The organism is Streptomyces sp. NPDC002680 (genome assembly GCF_042889145.1).
Classification (GTDB): domain Bacteria; phylum Actinomycetota; class Actinomycetes; order Streptomycetales; family Streptomycetaceae; genus Streptomyces; species Streptomyces adonidis.
The window spans coordinates 105,568-129,241 of the sequence record NZ_JBIAQP010000026.1; the positions used below are offsets into that span (position 1 = coordinate 105,568).

A 23,674-nucleotide genomic window follows, 5' to 3' on the forward strand; every position below is an offset into this window, starting at 1 on the left:
TGACTGCGGATCTGGTTGCAGAATCTGTAGAGTCTTGTTCATGTTGACTCCAGGGGACCTCAAGACACCGTCGCCCGATGCGGCGTTGACGCACGGAAGCGCGCGGTCGTTGCTGATGACGGTCCTCGGTGAGCTGGTGTGGCCCACCGGAAAGCCCGTGTGGACCGCGACGCTGGTGCACATCCTCAAGGGACTGGGCTTCGAGGAGCAGACCGCCCGGCAGGCGATCGCCCGGGCGTCCGCCTCCGAGTGGATCGTTCCGGAGCGCCACGGCCGCGAAGTCCGGTGGACGTTGGGCGACAAGCTGATCCACATCTTCGAGACGGGTTCCGGCCGCGTCTACTCGTTGAGCGACCCGTTCAGCAACTGGGACGGTACCTGGCTGGCGTTGTGGACCAGCGTGCCGCAGTCGCTGCGCGGTGCCCGGCGCCCGCTGTACGCCGGGCTCACCTGGGCCGGTTTCGGGAACCCCGTGCCCGGGCTGTGGCTGACACCGCACGTCGAACGGGCCGGCGAGGTCGGCCGTCTCCTCGACGAACTGGACCTCCGACAGCACACCGTCGCCTTCACCGGCAACGTCGATCCGGTCGGGCTCCCCCGCGAGGAGATCGTGGCGCGGGGGTGGGACCTCGACGGACTGCGGTCCCGGTACGACGAAGTCTGGGCGGCCATGAACGACCTGCGCCCAGTCGGCGCCGACGAAATCCTGTTCACCCACATCCGGCTGGTCAGCGAGTGGCAGGAGTTCCCGCGGGTGGATCCGCAGCTGCCGGAGGCGCTCCTGCCCGACTGGGTCGGCAGGCGTGTCGCCCGGCGGATCGAAGCGTTCCGAGCGGAGTGGACGCCGATCGTGCGGCGCCGCTTCGGCGAACTGAACGCCGTCTGAACCCCGCCCCTTCGCGACGATCACCTCGGGACCCCATTTGAACCCCACAGTCTCACCGCGACCGTCCGTCGTCACGGGCTGCGGCCCGGAAAGGATGTTCGCAGTCACGGTCTTCGACGACAGGCACAGGGCGGAGATGGCCACGGGGCCGTGGTCGAGCAGCGCCGGATCGCTCGGCGTCCTCGCGGACAGCGTCCTCGGATACGCCCTGATCGCGGACGCGCCCGCGGGGCTGTGGTCGGTGAGCGCGGAGATATCCCTGGACTTCTTCCGGCTTCCACCGGGCGACGGGACGAAGTTGCGCGGCGAAGGGCGAACGGTCCATGCGACCGCGGCGACGGGCCTCGCCGAGGGGTCGATCGTCGACCAGGACGGTGGGCTGGTGGCCCGCTGCCGCCAATGGGGCCGCTACGTTCGGCTCGCCGGCCAGGTCCCCGATGGCCGGCCCGCAGTTGTGTCACCGGCCGAAGGGCTCGTCGACGAGATCCGCGAGCGGGTGTCTGCCGGAGAGGGGCATGCCGAGCTGCGCGTCGACGTCGGAGACGACCTGGTCAACCCGATCGGCACGCTCCACGGCGGGATCTCGTTGTGGCTGGCCGAACTGACGGCAGGCGCCGCGGTCTCCCGGCCCGACCTCGTCCCGGCGTCGTTGACGGCCACCTATCCGCGTCCGTTCCCGCACGGGGACGTCGCCACATTCCGGGCCGAGGTCGTCAGCTGCGGCCGGCGCATGGCCGTCACCCGGGTCACGGGCTCCGACCGGGCGGGCAAACCGTGCGTCGTCGCCACCGTCCACCACCAAAACCCGCACTGACACCCGGCTACGACCGGATCCTCCACGCGCGACGCCAAGGACCGCAGGATGGCGTCGGCTTCCTCGGCCATGCGGGGAACGAACTCGGCCCGCAGCCGCCGCGCGACCTCGCGACCGGCCTCGTGCGCTTCGAGCGCGGTGCGGATACATCTGTCAGTGAACGGGAGTAAGTCACCGTTGCTGTCGACTCAGACCGGGGTATTCACCGCGAACGGCCGCTCGGTGCGGGACGCACATTTCAGGATGCGCTCGCTGCACGTCCGGGCGCCGGAGGCGATGTTCTCAGGCGTGCCAGGCATCGAAACCGCGCCCAGTCTGCCCGCTTCCGATACCGCGGCGGCCGGCCTCGGCGTGCGGAGCAGCCCGAGCCCCTCCTGGGCGATCGGCCCGTGCAACACCCTTCCAATAACCTACATCAATTGTGATTAGGTTCCTCTGGAAGTAGAGTATTTCTCAACGCCCACGAGAGGAACCACACTCATGACCGACGCGTCTTCCGTGGCAGCCATGACCCGTCTGGTGGCGGCGTCACGGAATCCGCGTGCTTACATCGCGCAGTGGCGGGCCGAGCATCCGGGCGCGAAGGTTCTGGGCATCCTCCCGATGAACTTCCCCCGCGAGCTCGGGCACGCCACTGGGGCGCTTCCGGTGATCGTCCCGGACGACCAGCAGCCCGTCACCGAAGGCCGCGCTCTGCTCGCGGAGTTCTACTGCGGCTACACCCGCAACCTCGCCGACCAGGCGGCGACCGGCCGGCTCGACTCCTACGACGGGATCTTCACGGCGGACCACTGCATCCAACTGCTTGGTGCCGCCGACATCGTGCGCGCTCTCCAGCCGGACACGACCGTGTTCCTGGGCATGCTCAACTCGTCCATGAACGACCGGTGGGCGTCCGAGAAGGTCGCCGAAACAATGCGGCGGATCCGCACGGAGATCGAGACCTTCACCGGAAGGCGGGTCGAACCCGAAGCGCTCCGGGCAAGCATCGGGGCCTACAACCGCGACCGCCGGCTCATTCGCCGGCTGCTCGACGACCGAAGCGCGGGAAACGCCGCCTTCAGCCCGGTCGAACTCCAGGACATCATCGCCTCGAGCATGGTCATGGACCCCGGCGAACACCACGCTCTCCTGGCCGAGGTGCTGGCGGAACCCCGTGGCGGCGAGCGGGACGACCGGGTGCGGGTGCACCTGTCGGGGCACCTCTGCCACGCGCCGAGACGTGAACTGCTCGAGGTCATCGAGGACAGTGGCGCGATCGTCGTGGACGACGACCTCTACTACGGCAGGCGGTACGTCTCCACGGACGTGGCCGAGGACGGCGATCCCTTGCAGGCCCTGGGGGAGTGGTACGCACGGCGCAACGTCACCATCCCCTGCCCGACCCGGGTCCAGCAGGACGCCGACTGGGACGTCTACCTCGTCGACGCGGTCCGGCACAGCGGGGCCGAGGCTGTCATCCACCTCATGCCGAAGTTCTGCGAACCGCACATGCTCTATTACCCCGAGCTCCGGAAAGGCCTTGAGGCCGCTGGCATTCCCCAGCTGCTGCTGGAGACCGAGCACGAAGGCATGCCGTTGGAGACGTTCCGGACCCGGATCGAAGCCGTGGTCGAGCGTGCCCGGCGGCGCAGGCCGGTCCGGATCTGAGACCACCCGACCCCAGAAGGACGAGGGCGACATGTTGGGAACCAGCGAAAAGCCTGTCGAGGACAAGAGCAACCGGCTGGCCGTCACCCGCAGGGGCGGTCAGATGATCACCGACTACTGGGAGGATCTCTTCACCGCGCGGGAGCGGGGCAAGCAGATCGTCTGGTACAACGGCGGCGCGCTCAACCCGATCTTCCAGGCCGCGGGCCTGGCGTGGTGCCACGGCGAGGCATTCGCCGCCCGGCTGGCCGCGCAGCGACTGGAGGGGCCCGCTCAGCTGGCCGGGGCGGAGTACGGCTACAACGCCGAGCTCTGCTCGTACTCGCGGACCCACCTCGGTTGCTCCGTGCTCACCCTGCAGGGCACCGATGGCGACCAGACCGGCGTAGTCGGCGCTCACGATCAGGAAGTGCTCGCCGCCAAGCTCCCGGCACCGGACTTCTTCGTCAACAACTACGCCGGCTGCAGCACCGGACAGCAGTGGGACGGCATCTCCTACCGGGTGTTCGGCAAGGAGCTGCCCATTTTCAACGTCTCCCTTCCCTACCTCTGGGGGAACCAGCGCGACGCCGGCTACCTCCGGGGCGAAGAGTGGGAGAACGCGTCGACGTTCGTCACCGATCAGCTCCGTGAGCTCATCGGCTTCCTCGAACACCGAACCGGTCGGCCCTTCGACTATGACGCTCTGTGCGAGAGCATGACCCACATCAAGCGCGCGGCCGAGCTGCGCCGGGAAGGGTTGGACCTGTGCAAGGCCACACCCGCACCGGCGACGTTCTGGGACTGGATCGCCAGCGTCGCACCCATCAACTTCCTCCCCGGCAACCAGGATCTGGTGGACTATTTCGCGGCCGTGCGCGACGAGATCCAGGGCCGGATCGACAACGGCGTCTCCGCGGTGAAGGACGAGAAGTACCGTTTGTACTTCGACGGCATCATGAACTGGAACAAACTCGGCTTCCTGTCGCGGAAGTTCGCCGAGTACGGTGCCTCCGTGCTGGCCGGGCGCTACATCCAGAACGCCTTCTGGCAGGAGCCCCACCTCATCGACACCGAGGACCCGCTTCGCGGTATGGCGCAGCACTACCTGTTGTGCCCGACGAACCACGGGGCGAAGACCCTGGACTACCTGACCCTGCGCGACTGCCAGGACTACGGCCTCGACGGGATCGTGTTCCACTCGACCCGCACCTGCCGCGCTTTCACCGGGCCGCAACGGCTCCTGGCGAAGTCCGCGCGGGACAAACTGGGTATCCCCTCCATCTTCTTCGAAGGAGACGTCGCGGACGCCTCCTTCTACAAGGACGGGGTGCTGGAGAGCCGGCTGGAGGCCATGCTGGAGGCGATCGACGTCCGCCGCGAGCGTGGTGCGCTGCCGGAGGACTACGCGGCAGTGTCCTCGTGACCGGCCACCACCTCGGCGTCGACCTGGGGTCGACCACTGCCAAAGCCGTCGTCGTGGACGACCACGGCTCCCTCGTTGGCCGCAGCGTTGTCCAGATGGGTGCGGTGAGCCGTCAGGGAATGCAGAGGGCCGTCGACGCCGCGCTGGCGGCGGCCGGCATCGAGGAGAACGAGCTCTCGGGCACGGTGTCGACCGGGTACGGGCGGAAACTCGTACCCGGTGCGCACCGGACGTTCACCGAGATCACGTGCCACGCACGCGGGGCCGCGGCGATGTGCCCGGGAGTCAAGCTGATCATCGACATCGGCGGCCAGGACAGCAAAGCCATCACCGTCGACAAGAGCGGGCTGGTGGACGATTTCGCGATGAACGACCGCTGCGCCAGCGGCACCGGGCGTTTCTACGAGGTGCTGGCCCGAGCCATCGAATGCGACATCGAGGACCTGGGCGAACTCGCGTTGACCGGTGGCGACCATCTCGAAGTCAGCGGCATGTGCGCCACGTTCGCCGAAACCGAGATTATCTCGATGCTCGCGGAAGGACATTCGACGGCGGACATAGCGGCGTCGGTGCATCGCGCGATCGCGGGACGGACCCTGGCTCTCGTAGCTCAGGTCGGCCGGCACACCCCGGTCGTGATGACCGGTGGCGTGGCCCAGAACCCGGCCGCCGTGCGCTTCCTGGCGCGAGCACTCGACCTCGAGGTCGAGGTGCCCGAGCACCCGCAGATCACCGGCGCCTACGGAGCGGCCTTGCTGGCGATGGAGTCGTCGAGAGCCCGTGGTACGCCGACGCCGCCGGACCGCGACGCCGACACGGACGAACATGTGTTCCCGCCGGTGCGCTCCGGCCACTCCTGCGCCGATTGTGACGGCCGTGCAGGTGGAGCCGTTCACCTGGGCGCGTCGATCACACTGCGCCGAGAACAGCCGGTCCGGATTCCGAGCCGCCCTGACTCACCGCACAGCACCACTGGATAGACCTCGTAGTTCCGCTTACCTGCGATCGTGCTGTCGGTGCCGCCATCAGGCGGTGCTCGGGGTACGAGGGTCGATCGCGACGCCGGTCTCGCGCTCGGAGACCTGCCACAGCTTGGCGATGGCGCTCTCCATCCCGATCCTGCGCAGGACCGGCTTGCGCACCGGCGCTCCGTTGTTGACGAACAGTGGGCCGTAGAACTCGCCGCCCTTCGCGGCCGGGTCGGTGGCGGCGCGCAGTTGGGGCAGGGCGCCGCCGTCGGCGGACATGCCGGTGTACCGGGCCAGGATGTGGAAGAAGCGCTGCGACGCGCCGCCGCCCGACTGCTGGACGCTGACCGACTGCAGGTCGGTGTCGGACAGGCCGGGGTGCGCGATCAGGCTGGTCGTGTTCGCGCCGGCCTGCTCCAGCTCGCGTTGCAGGCCCAGGCCGAAGTGGTAGTTCGCAAGCTTGGCCTGGCCGTAGGCGCGCCATGGCCCGTAGTTGTCCTCCAGGTGCGGGTTGGCGACGTCGACGGCACGGCCCGTGTGGTGCGCGGTGCTGGTGACCGTAACGACCCGGGACCCGGGCGTGCGCAGCAGTGCGGGCAGCAGCAGCGCGGTGAGTGTCCAGTGGCCCAGGTGGTCGACGCCGAACTGCATCTCGAAGCCGTCGACCGTCCTGGTCTGGGGGATGCCCATCACGCCCGCGTTGTTGACCAGCAGGTCGAGGCGGGGGTGCGCGTCCAGGATCTGGTTCGCGGCCTCGTGTACCGAAGCCTGCGCGGACAGGTCCAGCGTCACCAGTTCCAAGGACGCGTCCGGTACGCTCGCACGGATCTGCTCGACCGCGTCGACGGCCTTCTGCTGGTTGCGCACCGCCATGACGACGTGCGCGCCCTTCGCTGCGAGCTCGCGGGCGGTCACCAGTCCGAGCCCGCCGTTGGCACCGGTCACCACGGCCGTCCGGCCGTGCTGGTCCGGGATGTCATTAGTGGTCCAGGCCATCTCACATACCTCCGAATGAATGTTTGTTTTATTTGATCGTTCTAGGGGCGAGAACCGTGCCTAACCGCCCTCATCCGTACCATTGGCAGCCTCGCCAGGCACTTCGGTTCCGGTGCCCCTCGGACGTGGGTGTTGTGGGGCGGGGCGGGGGGCCGGCCCACAACACCGAGCTAGGTGTGTACGACGAGATCAGTGGGTGTAGCCGGCCGCGCAGTGGTAGTTGCGTGCGTTCGCGGTGTCGCCGTGACCGTTGTAGCGGGCGACGAGCGGGTACGCGCACAGCGTCCTGGTCACGGTCGTTTTCTGGGTGTCGGGATCGGTGAGTGTGGCGGGGAGGGTCGCCGGTGCGCGGCCGTGCTCGACCCAGTTCACGACTGCCGCCAGCGGATCACTGGGTATCGGTCCTGCGGCGCTGGCGCAGTGGCCGGCGCCAGGGGCGAGGAAGAGGCGGGCGAAGGAGTTCGTTGCTTTGGCTCCGCCGTTGGCCTGCTGGACGCGCTGGTAGTAGGAGACCGTTCCCTGGGAGCTGATCAGTGGGTCGGCCTGCCCATGCCACAGCACGAGCTTCCCACCGTTGTTCCGGAAGGCGGAAACGTCCGGATCGTCCGTGGAGAAAGCGGGGAACTCCTTGATCGACTGGTCGATGAGCTGGACGAACTTGTCATAGGTGAGCGTGTGCCAGTCCCAGTCCGGGTTGCGCTGGACCCAGCTGCCGAGCCAGTCCAGACCGACGGAGAACGGCTGTCCGCTCAAGGTCCCATTGGCAGCAGTGGTCACGGCGAGATAGGACAATGGGGCGCCCCGCTCGAGGCCGTACCCCAGGAATCGTCCGTTCACCGTCGGTCCCTGCCAGATCTTGGCAATGACGGCGGCGTCCTTGGGCGTGATGGTGCCGCACGCAGTCTTGGCGCCGATGAGGCTGTTCGGGTTCCAGCGGCAGTCGGCCGGGGTGCCGATCACGCCGTCGGTGACGCCGTCGAGACGGTCGCAGGCCTTCACGACGGCGTTCGTGAACGCTTCCTGCTTGCAGGTGGGCAGCAGGTGGTTGGCTTCCTTCATGACCAGTTGAGGCCAGATCAGCGAAGGCAGCACCTGGGGCTGATTGACGGCCGGAGCACCCGAGGTGATGCCGTCGTAGTCCTTCGGGTACCGCTGGGCCTCCATGAGTCCCATACGGCCGCCCATGGAGCAGCCGTTGAAGTAGGAGTAGGCGGGCTTCTTGGCGTAGTAGGCGTTGGTGACGGCCTTGCCGGTCACGGTCATCTCGTGGATGCCGGTCGAGGCGAAGGTGGTCAGCAGCGGCTGGTTGAGGGTGCGGTCGGGCTTGAGGACCCACTTGCCGTCGAGCCACGAGTTGTCGTGACCGCAGTTGGTGGACGCGGTGGCGTAGCCGGTCGTCACGCCGGTGGCCATGAGGCCGTAGTTGATGCCGCAGGAGAATCCACCGCCGCCGGCGCCCTGGAAGCGGCCGTTCCAGCGCTCGGGCAGCCACATCTTGATGGTGATGTGGTTGTTCGCCGTGTCGGTGCGGGTGAGGGTGACATCGCAGTAGGCGGGCAGGTCGGTGAACGGACCACCGAACTGGGATTCTGTGCCGGGCGCGGGCGCGAACGTCCCCGTCGTGTTGAGTTCCGCGCGGTCGACGGTCACCCCGTCGATGTTCAGGGACGACCGCAGGCCGTCCGTGGAACAACCGGCCGGATCGGGCGGGGGCGCGGCCTGAGCGGCTTCCGCACCACCGCCCAGCGGGACGAGGAGGGCGAGTGCGCCCAACAGCGTCGGCACCAGTCGGCGCCGTCTGCGGTGGGGCTTGGCTTTGATCATGATGATCTCCCAGGTGCTGCTGCGTTGTGTGGTGTTCAGGCTTGGGCGGCGGGGAGCAGAAGGCTCTCGTCGATGGCGAGGTGCTGGCCGCTCCACGGCGAGGACGGTCACTCTGGCGATGTCGCCTGCGGTGACGGTCGCCTGGCTGTGGAGCTGTTCCGCGACGGCCTTCGTCTGCCCATGGGCGATGCGACACGGCCCGGACAGCGGGCGACAGAGGAGATATTGACGACGAGGAACACCTCGGTCGTCGTGAAGGCGCCCATCAGGTTGACGTCGATCAGCCGGCGGAACTCGTCTCGCTGCCCCGCGGAGAACGCGTCGAGGAGCATGACTTCAGCGCTGTTGACGAGGACGTCCGCACCGCCGAGCTCGCTCCGCCGCGGCGAGTCAGAGAAGTTCGGTCGGTGACGTCGGCTTCGATGCGGTCGGCTCGGTGGGCAAGTAGCGCACCCCGGTTGCCTCAGGCATGCAGGGCCCGGGCCGTCGCCTCGCCGATGCCCGAGGATGCGTCGGTGATGACCGTAACGCGCCCGTTTTCGGTGTGGTGGTCATGATGGGAATCTCTCTGGGCTTCAGGATCAGTCGACGCGAAGGCCACCGATCTGGGTGACCATCTGCGGGTCGCGGTGGTCGAAGGCCACGCTGGCGCCGGTGTCCATCGCGACGATGCGGCTCATTTCCTCGTCGGTGAGCGCGAAGTCGAAAACGTCGAGGTTCTCCGCCATGCGCTCGGGCCGCACGGACTTGGGGATGACCACGACACCGCGCTGGATCAGCCAGCGCAGCGCCACCTGGGCGACGGACTTGCCGTGCACCTCGCCAATACTGCTGAGGGTCGGGGCGCTGAAGATGTTGTTGCGGCCTTCGGCGAGCGGACCCCAGGACTCGATCTGGACCCCGCGCTCAGCCATGAGCTGCTGGTAGTCCGCGCGCTGGAAGAACGGATGGGTCTCCACCTGGTTGACCGCTGGGGCGATCTCGCTGTTCTCGATCAGGTCGATCAGACGGTCGGGGTAGAAGTTGGACACCCCGATCGCCTTGATCACGCCTTGGCGGTGCAGGTCCTGCATGGCCCGCCAGAAGCTGTAGTAGTCCCCGTAGGGCTGGTGGATCAGGTACAGGTCCAGGTAGTCCAGACCCAGGCGCCGCAGCGAGGTCTCGAAGGCGCGCTTGGTGCCGTCCTCACCGCCGTCGTGCACCCACAGCTTGGTGGTGACGAACAACTCCTCGCGGGCGATACCGCTGGCCTTGATGGCCCGTCCGACCCCCTCCTCGTTGCCGTAGAGGGCGGCGGTGTCCAGGTGGCGGTAGCCGGCCGCCAGCGCATCGGTGACGACCTTCTCGGTCTCCTCCGCGGGGACCTGGAAAACACCGAACCCGAGAACCGGAATCCGCACTCCGTTGTTTAACGTGACTTGAGGGATCTGGATGGACACGATGAAACCTTTCTTGGATGTGGCTCGTTCCGCCCGCACACGGTGAGCCCAGTGGCTCGGGCAGCGCGCACGGGCACGCACACTGAGCGCATGCGGGATCGGACCGACGAGATATGACCTGGTCAGGGGGTGGCAGCTGAGTCTGGTGGTCCGTCTACGGCGAGCAGGGGTACGCCGACCGTCAGGAGGGGCGCTGCTCCTGCGGCTGGTCTCGTTCCCGCTCGGCGGGTGTGGAGGCCCAGCTGGCGAGCAGATCGAGTGCGTGCTGGGAGCTCGAACCCTGCTCGGCGGTGAAGATGACCAGCGTCAGTCCGGCGTCGGCGGTGAGCTCCAGCCCCTCGTAGGCCAGGTCCAGGTCACCGACCACCGGATGGTGCAGCCGCTTGATGCCCGTACGGTGGTGCCGCACGTCGTGTGCTGCCCATCGCGTGCGGAACTCCTCACTGCGAGTGGACAGTTCCCCGATGAGATCACTCAGCGCCCTGTCATAGGGGTTCTTACCGGCCTCGGTGCGCAACACCGCCACGATCTCGCGGGCGGTGTCATCCCAGTCACGGAAGTAGTCGGCCGCCTGCGGGCTCAGGAACCGGAACCGCGCGATATTGGCCGGCCGGGCAGGGGCGTCGAACAAGGGCGAATTCAACGCCCGGCCCAGGCGGTTGGTCCCCACGATGTCGCAGCGGCCGTTGCCCACCCAGGCGGGGGAGAACTGACTGTCCAGGATCTGCTGGATCACCGGGCGCATCCGCTGCGCGGCCGGACGGCGTCGCGCCCCGGTACCGGCATTGGCCGCCGCCCGGGCCAGGTCGAACAAATGTGCCCGCTCGGCCTCGTTCAACAGCAACGCACGGCCGACGGCATCCAGCACGCTCTCGGAGGCACCGCCCACGTTGCCGCGCTCCATCTGGGTGTAGTACTCCACCGACACCCCGGCCAGCTGGGCCACCTCGCTGCGACGAAGGCCCGTGACCCGGCGGGGGCGGGTGCCACTGGATGCGGCAAGGCCCACCTGCTCAGGAGTGACCTTGCCACGGCGAGAGACCAGGAAGTCTCGAACCTCGCTGCGGTTGTCCATGCCCTTGAGGCTACGAGCCCGCCCACGTCCTAGGGAGACGCTGCGAGTAACCCCTTCGCGCAAGGTTGCCGAGCACGGGCGGTCGTGTCGCATGCACGTGGTCGACTTCAATCACATCGTCGCCGTCCGTGTTGACGGCGTCCTCCATGGCCGACACCCAGCGGGGGACCTGCACACCCTCGCCGGCCCTGACAGGCTCGCGGAACGCCGGGTCGGGCGACTGCTGCTGGGGGCCACCGGACCGGGCATCGTCAAAGCCATCACGGCGCAAGCCGACGAGTCAGAGGGTGGAACGGCCGCTGACTGTGCCCACTCGAGCCATGGCGCACCGCGCTGAGTCTCCGGGCCGGTGAGACCCCCTGCCGCGAGCCAGCTCATGTGGTTGCCGATACGGCGGCAACCATCGCTTCCGCCCTCAGATCACTAATGGTACCTTTGGTCAGTCCTTTTATGGTGAGGACCGAAGATACGGCGATGTCGCATCACACACAGGGAGGGGTGGCCGCACGATGACCACTGAGCCGACGACACGGTCGGCGGACCGGCACAATCCCGTCGAAGTCGGCGTCGCACTCAACGACGACCTGCTCATCGCCGATGGGGCCGAGCGCCGCAGCATCCTCAACCACATCTCCGAGGTCGGGTTGGGGCACATCACGGTCGGGGACCACGTCAGCTTTCACGGCGGTGCCGGGTTCGACGGGGTGGTCGCCGCGACGTCGATCCTGGCCGGCCACGACACGTTGCAGGCCGTCATCGGGGTGTACCAACTCGCACTCCGGCACCCCATGATCGCCGCCCGTCAGCTGGCGACCCTCTCGCAGATCGCGCCAGGGCGGCTGGTGCTCGGTGCCGGCGTGGGCGGTGAGGACCGGAGCGAAGTGGTCAACGCGGGCGTCGACCCGGCCACCCGAGGACGTCGGCTCGACGAGGCCCTGAGTGTGCTGCGCAGGCTCGCCACCGGTGACCCGATCGATCACGACGGTGAGTTCTTCACCCTGCGAGGTGCCCGAATCCTGCCGCCCCCGACGCCGCGAGTGCCGATGGTGATCGGCGGCTCCGGCGACGTGGCTGTGCGGCGCACGGCGGACCACGGCGACGGTTGGATGGGCATCTTCTGCTCGGCACGCCGATTCGGGGAGACCGTCGAGAAGATCCGGGCAGCTGCGGCGGAGCGGAGCCGCGAGGTGTCGTGGTTCGGCCTGAGTATGTGGGTGGGCCTCGGACGTGACGACACCGCCGCCCGGCGATTGCTCGGCGAGCGGATGCAGTCGCTGTACAGCCTGCCCCCGGAAAAGTTCCGCCACGTCACAGCCGCGGGCACGCCGGAAACGGTCGCCGCCGCACTGGAGCCCTACCTCGTGGCGGATGCCAGGCACCTGACGCTGGTGGTCGCGTCGGAATCGGTGCACGAGGGGATCGAGATGGCCGGAGAGGTCCGCAGTCTGTTGAACGCGCGGACCACCTGCCCGGAAGGATCCGCGCGATGACGGACGGCCGCACGGGACGGTCGAGCAGCTTCAGCAGGTGCGGTACGTGCTTGACGAATGTGCTGCCGCGTACGTCGTCCTGTGCTCCCAGGTCTCGGAGATTGCCGCGCGAATTCCGCTGACTGCTGTGGGGGTACTGGCATCACCCCCTTCAACAGAGTCTCCCTGGTTTTCGGCGTCGCGGGTTGCATGGGCCGCAAGTCATGCTCCTGTCGCGACAAAGAGAAGGTGCTCAATGTCAGACAACAACAGCCGACGCCGGTTCCTGGTGGGTGCGGCCGGCGCCGCGGCAGCTCCCGCGGTGGCCGGCCTGGTGGGTCCCGTCGGGTCCGCACAGGCGGCCGACCGTTCCGCCGGCAATGGCGCTCCGGCGGCCGAGGTCACCACGCTGGACGGCCGCCGCAGGCTGGGCCGGCTCAAGGTCTCCAGCATCGGGCTGGGCTGCCAGACCATGCCCGGCAATCTGTACGGGCCGGTCAGTAGCCGTGCGGACATGATAAAGATCATCCGCACCGCGGTCGACCAGGGCGTCACCCTGTTCGACACGGCCGAGTTCTACGGGCCGTTCGAGTCCGAACGCATCGTCGGCGAGGCCCTGCGACCGGTAAGGGACAAGGTGGTGATCGCGTCGAAGTTCGGCTGGAACATCGACCCGGACACAGGCCAGCAGAGTCCGGGCCAGCCCCTCAACAGCCAGCCCCGGCATATCAAGCGAGCAGTCGACGGCATGCTCCGGCGCCTGCGCACCGACCACATCGACCTGCTGTTCCAGCACCGCGTCGACCCCGCAGTGCCGATCGAGGACGTCGCCGGCACGGTCAAGGACCTGATCAAGGCTGGCAAGGTACGGCACTGGGGGCTGTCCGAGCCGGGCCCTCAGACGGTACGCCGCGCCCACGCCGTGCACCCGCTGGCCGCGATCCAGAACGAGTACAACCTGCTGTGGCGCGGTCCCGAGCAGCAGATCCTGCCGCTCTGCGAGGAACTGGGCATCGGGTTCGTGTGCTGGGCTCCGCTGTCGTACGGGTTCACCACCGGCACCATCAACCCGTACACCCGCTTCACCGAAGGCGACTTCCGGGCGGTGGTGCCGCGCAACTCGCCGGAGAACATGACCGCCAACATGCCGGTCGTGCAGCTGCTCTCGGACTGGGCCGTGCGCAAGGGCGCCACCCCCGGGCAACTGTCGCTGGCCTGGCTGCAGGCGCAGAAGCCGTGGATCGTGCCGATCCCGACCGCCACCCGCACCTCGCACCTGCTGGAGAACATCGGTACGGAGGAGTTCGCCTTCACGGCCGCCGAGTTGCGCGAGTTCACCACCGCGCTGGACGCGATCCAGATCCACGGCGAGCGGCTGCCGGCGCCGGTGCTGGCGTTGTCGGGCGTCGAAGCGCCTCTGCCCTAACGTGTCACGCGGCAGGCCGGGTGGGTGCCATGGCCCGCCCGGCCCCGTCCTCGAGTTCCAGACGGCCGTCATGGCCACTGTTGCGGGCGCGGACGAAGTACCGCCCGTCTTCGCTTCGTCGACGAGAAGGGCTTTGATCCGGTCTGGCTCCGCCGGCAGGTCCGGTTCGTTTGCAAGCTCGTCCTGGACCCGCTGCCTGATCTGTGCCGAGCTGAGGTGGACGCCGAGTCGGGCCTTCTCGTCCAACAACACATCCAGGACCAAGCGATAGAACACCGTCTTCTCGTGGTTTGAGGTAGGCCACGATCTTCATACGCCCGCCGAACGCGGCCTCGTGGCTGCGGGTGGTGTCCTCCCCGGAGGACAAGGCGTCGGGGAAGCTGTGGGACGACGCCGTCGATGCCTAGCACGTCTTCGGGGACCTCGACGGGCGCCGGCCCGCCCTCCTGCCTGTCCACGACGCCGTCGACGACAGCACCGCCTACCGGGCGGAGCTGTCGGCCCGCGTCGACCAGCCGGTCCTGTCCGACGACCCGGTCCTCCAGCTGCCTGACTCCTGGTGGGAGGACCTCACGGGGACGCTGGAGAAGGTGGCGGCCGTCGACACCGACCGCGTCGCCGTACGGCAGCAGTACATGGACCGCGCCATCCCCGAATTCCTCGGGATCCCGGCCCCGGCCGTGACCCGCTGGAGCGCCGCCCACGCACACCTGCACTGGGCCGATCGTCCTCAACGGCTCGATCTTCGTGCGGCTAGACGCCCGCAACGAGAAGGCGAACCGGCAGATGATGCGGATGCTGCTGGACGACCCGAACTCACAGCCTGAGCCCCGGCCATCGTCGGTTCGGCGTGGCCTTAACCTTCACGAATCCCCGTTCCTCGGCCAGGCCAACGACCCGGACGTCGTCCTGCGAGCAGCGAGCGTCATGCGCCTCTGGGAGGGGGACGAACGGACGCGCTTCCCGACCGGGCTGGCGGGGACGGTCACGGGAGCCTTGCAGAGCACGCGCGCGCACCCGTTGCTGAGCCAGTTGGGGCTCGCTCTCGTGGGCGGCGGGCAGGTCGTCACCACGCCGTGGCAGCTCATAGACGCCACGAGCCGACGGTTGCGGCTCCGGAGTCCACCGCCAGCACGGACGGGTCCGCTCCCACGCGCCCTGGCGCGGAGATGACCTGCACGGTCGCCCTGGGCGGCGGCGAGCCAGCCTCAGAGCTTGAGGTTCTGTTTGACACCGCGTTCTGGCTGCCCGATGGTCTCCCTCTGGGCCTGGACCTCTTCCTCCAGGTTCTACGACAGCGTGCCCATGGTGGCGAACACGCTGCTGCCGCACGTTGCTGGGGCGACGGTCGGCCTCAAGGCGATGCCAGCCCCACTGACGGAGATCCACGTCGCGGCACGTGACACGGTCGACGACTACGGTGACGCGACTCCCGTCAACCTGGAGGAGCTCGTATCGCTGGGCTCGCTGGGTGAGAGGGGGCGGCGGACGGTTCATCAGTCAGGGCGGCGAGACGGTGTTGCGCAGCCTGGTGAACCCTGCCCTTGCCGAATACCTCATCCGCGCAGGTGGGATCGGGTTTGGGCGTTGGCCGAGGCCGATCGAGTCGCCGGTATCGGGCGGCGCCGGTTGGCGCGGCATGATGATCGGTCGTGCTGTTGAGACTGGCGTACCTGGGTGTGACGGACGCGTTCGCGGTGCTGCGGCTGCTGCCGATGAGTGACCGGGAGGAAGATGTCGAGATCCTCGCTCTGCGTCACCGGATCGGGGTTCTGGAGCGGCAGTTGATCGGGCGGCAGGTCTGGTTCCACGCGGGCGAGCGGGTGTTTTTGGCGTCGTTCCTCCATGGCCTGCCGCGGGAAGTGCTGCGCGGGATGCGGCTGCTGGTGCGGCCGGAGACGGTACTGCGCCGGCACCGCAACGTCATCGCTCGCCGGCACGCTTGCCAGTCCCGGCCGAAGCGCGGAGGCCGGCTCCGCACCGTGCGCTCGATCCGGGCGCTGGTGCTGCGCCTGGCCAGGGAAAATCCAAGTTCGGGACGGGTAGTTCCCACGGGCGTTCGACGAGGTGCTCAAGGACGCGGGTATCGAGGTGGTGCTCAGCGGCGTCCGGATGCCGCGCGTGAACTCGGTCATGGAGCGGTGGGTGCAGACCTGCAGGCGAGAGCTGCTGGACCGTACGTTGATCTGGAACCAGCGCCATCTCCTGCACGCCCTGCGCGAGTTCGGGACGTTCGATAACGAGCGCCGGCCGCACCAGGGTCTTGGGAATGCCCGCCCTCTCCGCTCGATGCCCGCTCCGATCGAGGACCCGGACCGGATCGCCCATCTGGACATACGACCGCGAGCGCGACTCGGCGGCACCCTCCACGAGTATCAACATGCCGCCTGACCAGCATGGAGGAGGTATTCGGCAAGCACAGGGTGAGCCTGTGGCGGGCGAGCTCCTCGTGGGTGCTCTCCACACGGGTGTCGATGACGTCGTTGACGGACACCACAGCGACCGGCGGACAGCTCTCGTGCAGGGGCATACTGAGCGTATGGAGTCTCGGGTGCGGTACGCGGAGATCCGGCCCTACACGGTTCCGGAGACGCTGGAGGAGCTGGCCGGTCCGGCAGCCGGAGTGGTGGTTTTGCCGACTGTGCTGGACTGGACACCGAAGCGTGTCTACGACCTGTCGGACGACGCGGACCTGCGGATGCTCTATGAGACGGTCATCCGGGAGGCCATGCATGCGGGGGAGCTGCGGAAGTTCCTTGACCCGGTGCTGCTCTCGGCCGTGTGGCAGAGGCTGTGGCTTCCGCCGCGAGCGCGGTTGATGTGGGAACGGCGATTCCCGCAACTGGCCCGCAGGGCTGCGTAGTATCCGCCTGTATGGATCCCTTTCACGCCCGACTCGCCCGTATCGGTCTTGGAGCTGCGGCGGGATACGGCTTCGTCCTGGCCGGCGGGTACGCGGTTCAGGCGCATGGGTTCCTGGAACGGCTGTCGGATGACGTCGACCTCTTCACGGACATCGCTGACCCGGTCGCCTTCTCCGAGGCCGTCGATGCGGTGACTGCGGCCTACCGGGCAGCGGGCCTCACCGTTGAGGTGGAGAAGTCCGGTGGCGTGTTCGCCCGGTTCGCGGTTGCTGATGGACAGGGGCGCACGGCGAAGGTAGAGCTCGGGTGCGACTGGCGGGCTCACCCGCCTGCCGTGTTGGAGATCGGTCCGGTCCTGCATGCCGATGACGCCGTGGCCAACAAAGTGACCACCCTCTTCGGACGGGCCGCGCCACGGGATTACCTCGACGTGAATGCCGCGCTCGCCTCCGGACGGTACTCGGGTGGGCAACTGCTGGAGTTGGCGTTGGAGCACGACGCCGGGTTCGATCCGCGTTACTTCGCCCAAGCGCTGAGGGCGGTCGACCGTTGGCCGGACCGGGAGTACGAGGCATACGGCATCAATTGCGGCCAGGTGGAGGACATGCGCCGACGGTTGCGCGCCTGGGCTGCCGAGATCCTCGATGAACGGCTCGACGAGAAATGACCCAGTCGGTCGTGTTGACCTGCGCGCGAACTGGCGCGGCTCCTTCGCGGCTGTGGTGTCGACCACCTGAGCCGGGGAGGACAGGAGGCTGGAACCCCGGAGCAGGGGCGCTTGTGGAGGTCCTACAGCGGCTTCCGTTCGATTCTCCGTCGGTCGACAGCGTCGTCGGGAGCCCAGCTCCAGTCTCTCTGGTGTGCCGGTGACAACCCTGTCGGTGGACAGCCGGTGGACAGACGCCTTTGGACGGGGCATCACGCAGGAGCACCGGTCAACCTGCTGCATGTGCTTTGATCAGCACAAACGTCACCGGACAGCACGACGGAACACCACCCAACACGATCCCTCACGGTCTCGTAATGCGTAGGTCTCGGGTTCGAATCCCGAAGGCGGCTCCATGGTGAACCCCAGGTCAGGCCTCTGACCTGGGGTTTCTTGTTTCGGGTGACCATGGAATCTCTATAAATCGGGCACTGCCTGTCTGTGCATCGTAATGCGTAGGTCAGAGGTTTGGTTTCTGTGACGGTATCGATGATTTAGCTGTCTGACCTGGTCTTTTACTTGCTCTTAAGGGATGGATCACGCTTGCGCGAAGGGTTGCGGTGGACAACTGTGCGTGACCCTGCCCTTGCCGAATACCTCATCCGCGCAGGTGGGATCGGGTTTGGGCGTTGGCCGAGGCCGATCGAGTCGCCGGTATCGGGCGGCGCCGGTTGGCGCGGCATGATGATCGGTCGTGCTGTTGAGACTGGCGTACCTGGGTGTGACGGACGCGTTCGCGGTGCTGCGGCTGCTGCCGATGAGTGACCGGGAGGAAGATGTCGAGATCCTCGCTCTGCGTCACCGGATCGGGGTTCTGGAGCGGCGGTTGATCGGGCGGCAGGTCTGGTTCCACGCGGGCGAGCGGGTGTTTTTGGCGTCGTTCCTCCATGGCCTGCCGCGGGAAGTGCTGCGCGGGATGCGGCTGCTGGTGCGGCCGGAGACGGTACTGCGCCGGCACCGCAACGTCATCGCTCGCCGGCACGCTTGCCAGTCCCGGCCGAAGCGCGGAGGCCGGCTCCGCACCGTGTGCTCGATCCGGGCGCTGGTGCTGCGCCTGGCCAGGGAAGAGCCGGGTTGGGGCTATCGGTGCCTGCACGGTGAGTTGCTCGTACTCGGGGTGAAGGTGGCAGTGTCCACGGTCTGGGAGATCTTGAAGGAGGCCGACGTCGACCCGGCGCCCGAGCGGGCCTCCAGCACTTGGGCGGCCTTCCTGCGCTCCCCGGCCGACGCGCTCTGGGCGTGCGATTTCTTCGAGGCCGTCACTCTGTCCGGGGCCCGCTTGTACGTGTTCGCCGTGATCGGGCACGCGAGCCGCCGGATCCGGATCCTGGGCGCGACCGCGCCCCCCGACCGCGTCCTGGGTGGTCCAGGCTGCGAAGAATCTCGTCATGGACCTTCAGGACGCCGGCTGCCGGGTTCGCTGTCTGATCAGGGATCAGGACGGGTAGTTCCCACGGGCGTTCGACGAGGTGCTCAAGGACGCGGGTATCGAGGTGGTGCTCAGCGGCGTCCGGATGCCGCGCGTGAACTCGGTCATGGAGCGGTGGGTGCAGACCTGCAGGCGAGAGCTGCTGGACCGTACGTTGATCTGGAACCAGCGCCATCTCCTGCACGCCCTGCGCGAGTTCGGGACGTTCGATAACGAGCACCGGCCGCACCAGGGTCTTGCGAATGCCCGCCCTCTCCACTCGATGCCCGCTCCGATCGAGGACCCGGACCGGATCGCCCATCTGGACATACGACCGCGAGCGCGACTCGGCGGCACCCTCCACGAGTATCAACATGCCGCCTGACCAGCATGGAGGAGGTATTCGGCAAGCGCAACGTCCACGACGTTCGGCTTGGGATGTATGGGGCGTACCACTTTCAAGTTAGGGCAATGGTGTTGAGGCGGGCGCGTGTGAGTGCCACGTACAGGGCACGATGGTCTGACCGTGCAGGGTCGAGGCCGTGTGTCAGGGCCGCGGCGTCTGCCGGGCTCAACCTGACGGCTACCGTGCTCCACTCGCGTCCCTTGGACTGGTGGGCGGTAAGGCCAGGTATCACCCGGTCGTTTGCGAGCCGGAGTTGTAGACGATTCAGGGCGCCAATTGGCTTGCGTGTGAGCTGGGTTGGAGCGATTGCCGGAATGTGCACAGCGAGCCTGCGTGTCAGTCTCTGCCACACCACGGTCGGTTGGTCGCCGTTCTTGAGGTCAGTTATCGCGGACTGCAGGCAGGGGCGGAGTGTTGTCGCTAGCACTTCCCTTTCCAGCCCGAGCGTGACCAGAGCGTCGTGCAGAAAAACTGCCTGCATGCCCAGCGCATTCTGTGCGATCTCATTGAGGAGCAGGGTGCAGATCGCCTCTTGAACTTGACCGACACCTGGCTTGATAGCGAGGGGCAGGACGTGTGGATCGCACTCCCATAGTGCCTTCCACTTGAGGGCGAGGACGATATCGGCATCGCGGGGAGAACCGGCCTGCAGGGTGACGGGCAGACGTCGTCGTAGGCGCTGTGTAAGCCATGCCTGTCTGTCGGTTCCCCACCGAAAGGAGTCGTCCAAGTAGTGTGTGAAGAAGCCGTTCTCGCTTATGTACGCCGCCATAGCAGCGGGACGAGCGCCTCTGAACTGGTAGAGGGCCTGCCATGGATCGCCGACCAAGGTGAGAAAACTGGACGCTGACGCGGCGAGCGAGAAGATCTCCCGGTCCAGATCGTTGGCGTCGAACACCTCATCTACGATCAACGAGCGCACCGAGTTCTCGAAGTACGAGATCAGTGCTCGGCGTGCGGGATCAGCTGTCAGAGCCCCCTGAAGAACCTCCCGTACGTTGTCATGGGTGCACGTGCCGGCCGAGACGGCTCCCTTGAAGTCCAGGGCTGAAGGGTGGCTGGCGTTCTGGGGCTCGTTGACGGTTCTTATGACGACGTGGCCGCAGTCGACCTGCAGAACGGGCCTTATGCGGCCGTGTTTGGTCGGGAGGGCCGATCGCCATGAGTCCAACACGTCAAGTTCCGTGTGTTCTCCTGGCCAGTGCAGAACGCCTTCACCGAGTAGGTGGAAGAGCAGGTCGCACAGAAGGGTGTCCAGGGTCACGACGCGATGCGGCCAGCGCAGTGAGGCCGAACCCCATTGCCGGGCGACCCGCGTACGCAATTCCTCGGTGGCTGACCTGGTGAAACTGAGCGCTACGACAGCGCCTGCGTCGGTGGGGGAGGCAAAGCGGTGCAGGCCGAAGCGCAGGGCAGACACAGTGGTCTTTCCGGAGCCGGGTGCCGCTTCGATGTAGACGCGGTCATGAGGGCTGCCGCTCGCGGTGAGCTGTTGGGGTGTCAGTGTATGAAGCCCTGTGCCGGTTTTAGGCATTGTCGTGTTCCTGCGGCCAGGCTCCAGGTATCGCCTGCGTGGGCCAGCTTCCTGGCTGACGGCCTGCCGTGCGGATCTGCCGGATCGGATGTGAGCGCAGGGGATTGTCCCAGTTTGGGGATTCCTCCCCATCGCCTGCTGCGGCATCGAACTCGTGCTCTGGGTCGATGGGCTCGTTCTCTGGCCAGTACGCCGGGTCGTCGAGGTCGTCATCCCAGTCGATGACGTCAGGGAATCGGTCCCAGATATTGTCGGGAGCAAGCCACTCGGGCGGTTCCATGGCGCCGTCTTCGGGCGCCAGCTCACCGGGGGAGTCTGGTGCGACTGGATAGAGGAAGGCGAAGAGCTTTTCAAGGTGATCGGGTACGGACACGAGGGAGGAGCCGTCGTCTGCCTCGCGGTCGGCGTCGTTGGCTTCCCGGAGCGCCGCGGCGAGAGCGAGGGCGAATTCGGCCTTACGCCGCGCACCCCGGCCTTCCTTGACTGCTTCCTCGCCGTCCCTGCCGGCCCTCCGGCTGGCGAAGTAGGACCGAACGCTGTCGGCGGTGACTTCGGCCAATGGATGGTTTGGGTCGACCACCTGTTGCGCTTCCCCGACTAGGTCCTCGTTGCCCGGAGTGATCGCCGGCTCGAGGGTGGGGTGACTGATGAAGACCCGGACCACGGACGAGTCGTGCTCAGCAGCCCACCTGGGCATGTCACGTGCGCTGTCGAAGGGAAGGTCACTGTCGCTGTCACGGAGGATCGCCAGCTTCGTGCACAGTTCCTTGCCCGGTGTCGCCAGAAGATGGGCAGCCCACTGGCCGACTTTGGTGCCCATCGGGACGATGCTCAGGGCATCAATGAAGGCCTGCTTTGCTTCATCGTCACCTGCCCACGCACGGCCGAACTCACGCACCACCGCGCCCTCGGTAACGCCTTCGACCAAAAGCAGGCGCTCGGCGAAGAGAGCCGACGAACGACTCGCGTCCAGGTGCAGTCTGGCCATGCGAAGCGTGGCATCGCGATGCTGGTCCGGGACAACGTCCTTGACGCAGTGGCTCACACTTCCACGCTCGGTGCGACGCACGACGACGAGTTCGGTGGGGTCGCAGGCTGTGATGATGTCAGTCGCGTGACTGGTGAGGATCACCTGTAACTCGGGGCGCGCCTTGACGGTTCTGCGCAGGTAGCGGACCAACGAATGCTGCAGCTGAGGGTGGAGATGCGCTTCCGGCTCCTCGATGATGACCGTTGCGTGAAACGGGGTCGTGGAGAAGAAAGAGTCTTCCTCGGAGGCCGCCTCAGCTTGTGCTTGAGCCAGGTTCTCGAATGCTTGCCGCGCCTGCTCCTCCTCAGATGGGGATTCGTGATCGCCGCTCTCCGGTGGGTTCGCTGAGGCGAGGGGAACCTCGGTGGAATCAGGTATCGCAGCCAACGTCACGGCAATATGCAGCAGGTTGACGTACCCAAGGCCAGAGACCTCCAGAGGCCGGGCTGCGGAGCGGCCTTCGATCACGGCGAGCATGATCTCCAGGACGCGGGCGAGATAGGTGTCGTCGATGACCTGGCCTCGCACGTAGGGCCATCGTGGGCTCACGCCGGCGGACAGTCGGCCCAACTGCTCGCCAACGCGTGCCTCAACGGCGTCTATCAAGCTGTCCTTGGCGAGATCCTCCAATAGCCGTGAGGCTCGGGCTCGCAGAGCTACCAGGTTGCGGCTGCCATGGAGTTCCTGCTGCCGTGCGCGTAGCAGCTCCACCAGGATGCGCACCTCGCGGCGCGCCAGTTCGTCCAGTGGATGACGCCAGGCGGGAAGATAGATCAGCTTAAATTGGTCGATCTTCCGGGCGAGGCCGTGGCTGCTTGTCAGGCGCGAGGTGACTGTTCCCAGTTGTCGGTGAAGGGAGACACTCCAGGATTCAGCTTCTCCGCCGAGCCGCCGGTGCCCTGTGGTGTGAAGCTCGCGGCCGAGGCGCCCCTCGGCGTGGAGGTCGTCTGCCAGGGCGTACGCGATGTCGATGCTGCGCTCGACGCCGGCATCAGGTGATGCCAGCGCGGCTGAAGTCGGTCTTGGGAGCACCGGAAACCGGTTTCCTGGGTGCGCGAGGTAGATCGCGTCGGTGAGTGTGGTCTTACCCGCGCCGTTGGGCCCGATCATGACACTGAACCTGCCGGGAAGGTCGCAGCTCATTGGCGTCTCTGCGCTCGCGCGTAGACCGCTTACCTTGACGCGACTCAGATGCATGGCAGGTCCCCCGATCGGCTCCGTCACTCTGGCAACATCATCGCTCAGCGGTCCGCTGCACTGCTCAGTCGCCCCTCCGGAAGCCGAGCGGCGGGACAAGATCCGCGGCCAGATCGTCGACTCGAGCAAGCGGGGAGTCCGCATCGAGCACTCGGACTTCAAGGGCGAGCACGTCGTCGAGTGCTGCGTCGTCAAGGACGGGGTCGTCGTCGCTCGGGGCGGGATCGACGTGCCGGTCAGCAACACGAGTGTAAAGACGGCGAACGTCTTGTAGGGGACGGACCCTCGGAGCGCGACGAGGCCCCGCCGAATCTGCCGGGGTCTCGTCGCATCAGGCGCATCCGTCCGTAGGGTTGAAGCATGAGCAGTTCTCTCGCTGCCATGTCCGAGTCCCTGCTCAACGCCGAGATGGCCTTCGCGGGCAAGCGGTACGGTGTTCGCTGCGCTGCTGAGCTGTGCTCCGAGGATCCCAGCAGGTTCGCAGGGCAGATCGGCGGCCTGCTCCGCGACGTAGCGGATGCTGCGGAAGTAGAGGTCCGGCGGCTTCGAGACCTCGGCTGAGGCTGGTTCTCCGTCG

General features: G+C 67.1%; 17 protein-coding genes and 2 pseudogenes. 13 read left to right on the forward strand and 6 right to left on the reverse strand.

Translation table 11 applies throughout. The annotated features are described in order from the left end of the window. Positions 1 to 40 precede the first annotated feature (40 nt). The 5 genes from ACFYXF_RS46770 (at position 41) to ACFYXF_RS46790 (ending at position 5,735) form a co-directional block, all read left to right on the forward strand. On the forward strand, positions 41 to 886 hold the full coding sequence (locus tag ACFYXF_RS46770) for a PaaX family transcriptional regulator C-terminal domain-containing protein (protein WP_389359523.1): 846 nt from the start codon (positions 41 to 43) through the stop codon (positions 884 to 886). A gap of 94 nt (positions 887 to 980) precedes the next feature. After that, positions 981 to 1,700: a PaaI family thioesterase gene (locus ACFYXF_RS46775; protein WP_389359525.1), complete on the forward strand. Its 720-nt coding sequence runs from the start codon at positions 981 to 983 to the stop codon at positions 1,698 to 1,700. A gap of 480 nt (positions 1,701 to 2,180) precedes the next feature. Then, positions 2,181 to 3,350 carry a 2-hydroxyacyl-CoA dehydratase subunit D gene (locus tag ACFYXF_RS46780; protein WP_389359527.1) on the forward strand — a complete coding sequence of 390 codons (1,170 nt, stop codon included), beginning with the start codon at positions 2,181 to 2,183 and terminating at the stop codon, positions 3,348 to 3,350. A 31-nt stretch (positions 3,351 to 3,381) separates the two neighbouring features. Next, on the forward strand, positions 3,382 to 4,755 hold the full coding sequence (locus ACFYXF_RS46785) for a 2-hydroxyacyl-CoA dehydratase subunit D (protein WP_389359529.1): 1,374 nt from the start codon (positions 3,382 to 3,384) through the stop codon (positions 4,753 to 4,755). Further along, positions 4,752 to 5,735, forward strand: a complete 984-nt coding sequence (locus tag ACFYXF_RS46790; RefSeq protein WP_389359531.1) for an acyl-CoA dehydratase activase — start codon at positions 4,752 to 4,754, stop codon at positions 5,733 to 5,735. The genes ACFYXF_RS46785 and ACFYXF_RS46790 overlap by 4 nt, the downstream gene beginning before the upstream one ends. A gap of 45 nt (positions 5,736 to 5,780) precedes the next feature. Here the strand turns inward: ACFYXF_RS46790 and ACFYXF_RS46795 are convergent, their stop codons facing one another. From ACFYXF_RS46795 to ACFYXF_RS46810, 4 genes are all read right to left on the reverse strand, one after another. Beyond that, complete coding sequence (locus ACFYXF_RS46795) at positions 5,781 to 6,719, reverse strand: oxidoreductase (RefSeq protein WP_389359533.1); 939 nt, start codon at positions 6,717 to 6,719, stop codon at positions 5,781 to 5,783. A 189-nt stretch (positions 6,720 to 6,908) separates the two neighbouring features. Next, a complete protein-coding gene (locus tag ACFYXF_RS46800; RefSeq protein ID WP_389359535.1) occupies positions 6,909 to 8,543 on the reverse strand; it encodes a tannase/feruloyl esterase family alpha/beta hydrolase in 1,635 nt (544 codons plus the stop codon). 581 nt (positions 8,544 to 9,124) lie between these two features. Continuing rightward, positions 9,125 to 9,970, reverse strand: coding sequence for an aldo/keto reductase (locus ACFYXF_RS46805; RefSeq protein WP_389359579.1), 846 nt, complete (start codon positions 9,968 to 9,970; stop codon positions 9,125 to 9,127). 193 nt (positions 9,971 to 10,163) lie between these two features. Continuing rightward, positions 10,164 to 11,057, reverse strand: a complete 894-nt coding sequence (locus ACFYXF_RS46810) for a helix-turn-helix transcriptional regulator (RefSeq protein ID WP_389359537.1) — start codon at positions 11,055 to 11,057, stop codon at positions 10,164 to 10,166. Between the two features lie 509 nt (positions 11,058 to 11,566). Here ACFYXF_RS46810 and ACFYXF_RS46815 point away from each other — a divergent pair. The 6 genes and pseudogenes from ACFYXF_RS46815 to ACFYXF_RS46840 all read left to right on the forward strand — a co-directional run bounded on the left by ACFYXF_RS46815 (position 11,567) and on the right by ACFYXF_RS46840 (position 19,315). After that, positions 11,567 to 12,547 (forward strand): LLM class flavin-dependent oxidoreductase, encoded by a 981-nt coding sequence (locus ACFYXF_RS46815; protein ID WP_389359539.1) that lies wholly within the window; start codon positions 11,567 to 11,569, stop codon positions 12,545 to 12,547. Positions 12,548 to 12,782: 235 nt separating this feature from the next. Beyond that, positions 12,783 to 13,952 carry an aldo/keto reductase gene (locus ACFYXF_RS46820; protein ID WP_389359541.1) on the forward strand — a complete coding sequence of 390 codons (1,170 nt, stop codon included), beginning with the start codon at positions 12,783 to 12,785 and terminating at the stop codon, positions 13,950 to 13,952. Between the two features lie 1,652 nt (positions 13,953 to 15,604). Then, a pseudogene (locus tag ACFYXF_RS46825) lies at positions 15,605 to 16,343 on the forward strand (integrase core domain-containing protein). A 148-nt stretch (positions 16,344 to 16,491) separates the two neighbouring features. Beyond that, positions 16,492 to 16,815 carry a hypothetical protein gene (locus ACFYXF_RS46830; protein ID WP_389359543.1) on the forward strand — a complete coding sequence of 108 codons (324 nt, stop codon included), beginning with the start codon at positions 16,492 to 16,494 and terminating at the stop codon, positions 16,813 to 16,815. A gap of 11 nt (positions 16,816 to 16,826) precedes the next feature. After that, a complete protein-coding gene (locus ACFYXF_RS46835) occupies positions 16,827 to 17,483 on the forward strand; it encodes a nucleotidyl transferase AbiEii/AbiGii toxin family protein (RefSeq protein WP_389359545.1) in 657 nt (218 codons plus the stop codon). A gap of 733 nt (positions 17,484 to 18,216) precedes the next feature. After that, positions 18,217 to 19,315, forward strand: a pseudogene (locus ACFYXF_RS46840) (integrase core domain-containing protein). 73 nt (positions 19,316 to 19,388) lie between these two features. On the opposite strand, the gene ACFYXF_RS46845 reads toward ACFYXF_RS46840, so the two are convergent. Both ACFYXF_RS46845 and ACFYXF_RS46850 read right to left on the reverse strand, forming a co-directional pair. Continuing rightward, entirely contained in the window at positions 19,389 to 20,870 is a 1,482-nt protein-coding gene (locus ACFYXF_RS46845) for a UvrD-helicase domain-containing protein (protein ID WP_389359547.1), read from the reverse strand. Next, positions 20,863 to 23,010, reverse strand: a complete 2,148-nt coding sequence (locus tag ACFYXF_RS46850) for an AAA family ATPase (RefSeq protein WP_389359549.1) — start codon at positions 23,008 to 23,010, stop codon at positions 20,863 to 20,865. The genes ACFYXF_RS46845 and ACFYXF_RS46850 overlap by 8 nt, the downstream gene beginning before the upstream one ends. Positions 23,011 to 23,095: 85 nt before the next feature. Here ACFYXF_RS46850 and ACFYXF_RS46855 point away from each other — a divergent pair, with 85 nt between their 5' ends. Further along, positions 23,096 to 23,371: a hypothetical protein gene (locus tag ACFYXF_RS46855; RefSeq protein ID WP_389359551.1), complete on the forward strand. Its 276-nt coding sequence runs from the start codon at positions 23,096 to 23,098 to the stop codon at positions 23,369 to 23,371. A gap of 86 nt (positions 23,372 to 23,457) precedes the next feature. Further along, positions 23,458 to 23,658 (forward strand): hypothetical protein, encoded by a 201-nt coding sequence (locus tag ACFYXF_RS46860; RefSeq protein WP_389359553.1) that lies wholly within the window; start codon positions 23,458 to 23,460, stop codon positions 23,656 to 23,658. Positions 23,659 to 23,674 lie beyond the last annotated feature (16 nt).

Excerpts from the sequence above, each read along its gene's own strand:
- ACFYXF_RS46815 (WP_389359539.1), top strand. The coding sequence starts at position 11,567 with ATGACCACTGAGCCGACGACACGGTCGGCGGACCGGCACAATCCCGTC.
- ACFYXF_RS46810 (WP_389359537.1), bottom strand. The coding sequence starts at position 11,057 with ATGGACAACCGCAGCGAGGTTCGAGACTTCCTGGTCTCTCGCCGTGGC.
- ACFYXF_RS46830 (WP_389359543.1), top strand. The coding sequence starts at position 16,492 with ATGGAGTCTCGGGTGCGGTACGCGGAGATCCGGCCCTACACGGTTCCG.
- ACFYXF_RS46775 (WP_389359525.1), top strand. The coding sequence starts at position 981 with ATGTTCGCAGTCACGGTCTTCGACGACAGGCACAGGGCGGAGATGGCC.
- ACFYXF_RS46780 (WP_389359527.1), top strand. The coding sequence starts at position 2,181 with ATGACCGACGCGTCTTCCGTGGCAGCCATGACCCGTCTGGTGGCGGCG.
- ACFYXF_RS46850 (WP_389359549.1), bottom strand. The coding sequence starts at position 23,010 with ATGATCGGGCCCAACGGCGCGGGTAAGACCACACTCACCGACGCGATC.
- ACFYXF_RS46845 (WP_389359547.1), bottom strand. The coding sequence starts at position 20,870 with ATGCCTAAAACCGGCACAGGGCTTCATACACTGACACCCCAACAGCTC.
- ACFYXF_RS46860 (WP_389359553.1), top strand. The coding sequence starts at position 23,458 with ATGAGCAGTTCTCTCGCTGCCATGTCCGAGTCCCTGCTCAACGCCGAG.
- ACFYXF_RS46770 (WP_389359523.1), top strand. The coding sequence starts at position 41 with ATGTTGACTCCAGGGGACCTCAAGACACCGTCGCCCGATGCGGCGTTG.
- ACFYXF_RS46855 (WP_389359551.1), top strand. The coding sequence starts at position 23,096 with ATGGCAGGTCCCCCGATCGGCTCCGTCACTCTGGCAACATCATCGCTC.
- ACFYXF_RS46795 (WP_389359533.1), bottom strand. The coding sequence starts at position 6,719 with ATGGCCTGGACCACTAATGACATCCCGGACCAGCACGGCCGGACGGCC.
- ACFYXF_RS46820 (WP_389359541.1), top strand. The coding sequence starts at position 12,783 with ATGTCAGACAACAACAGCCGACGCCGGTTCCTGGTGGGTGCGGCCGGC.
- ACFYXF_RS46800 (WP_389359535.1), bottom strand. The coding sequence starts at position 8,543 with ATGATCAAAGCCAAGCCCCACCGCAGACGGCGCCGACTGGTGCCGACG.
- ACFYXF_RS46785 (WP_389359529.1), top strand. The coding sequence starts at position 3,382 with ATGTTGGGAACCAGCGAAAAGCCTGTCGAGGACAAGAGCAACCGGCTG.
- ACFYXF_RS46835 (WP_389359545.1), top strand. The coding sequence starts at position 16,827 with ATGGATCCCTTTCACGCCCGACTCGCCCGTATCGGTCTTGGAGCTGCG.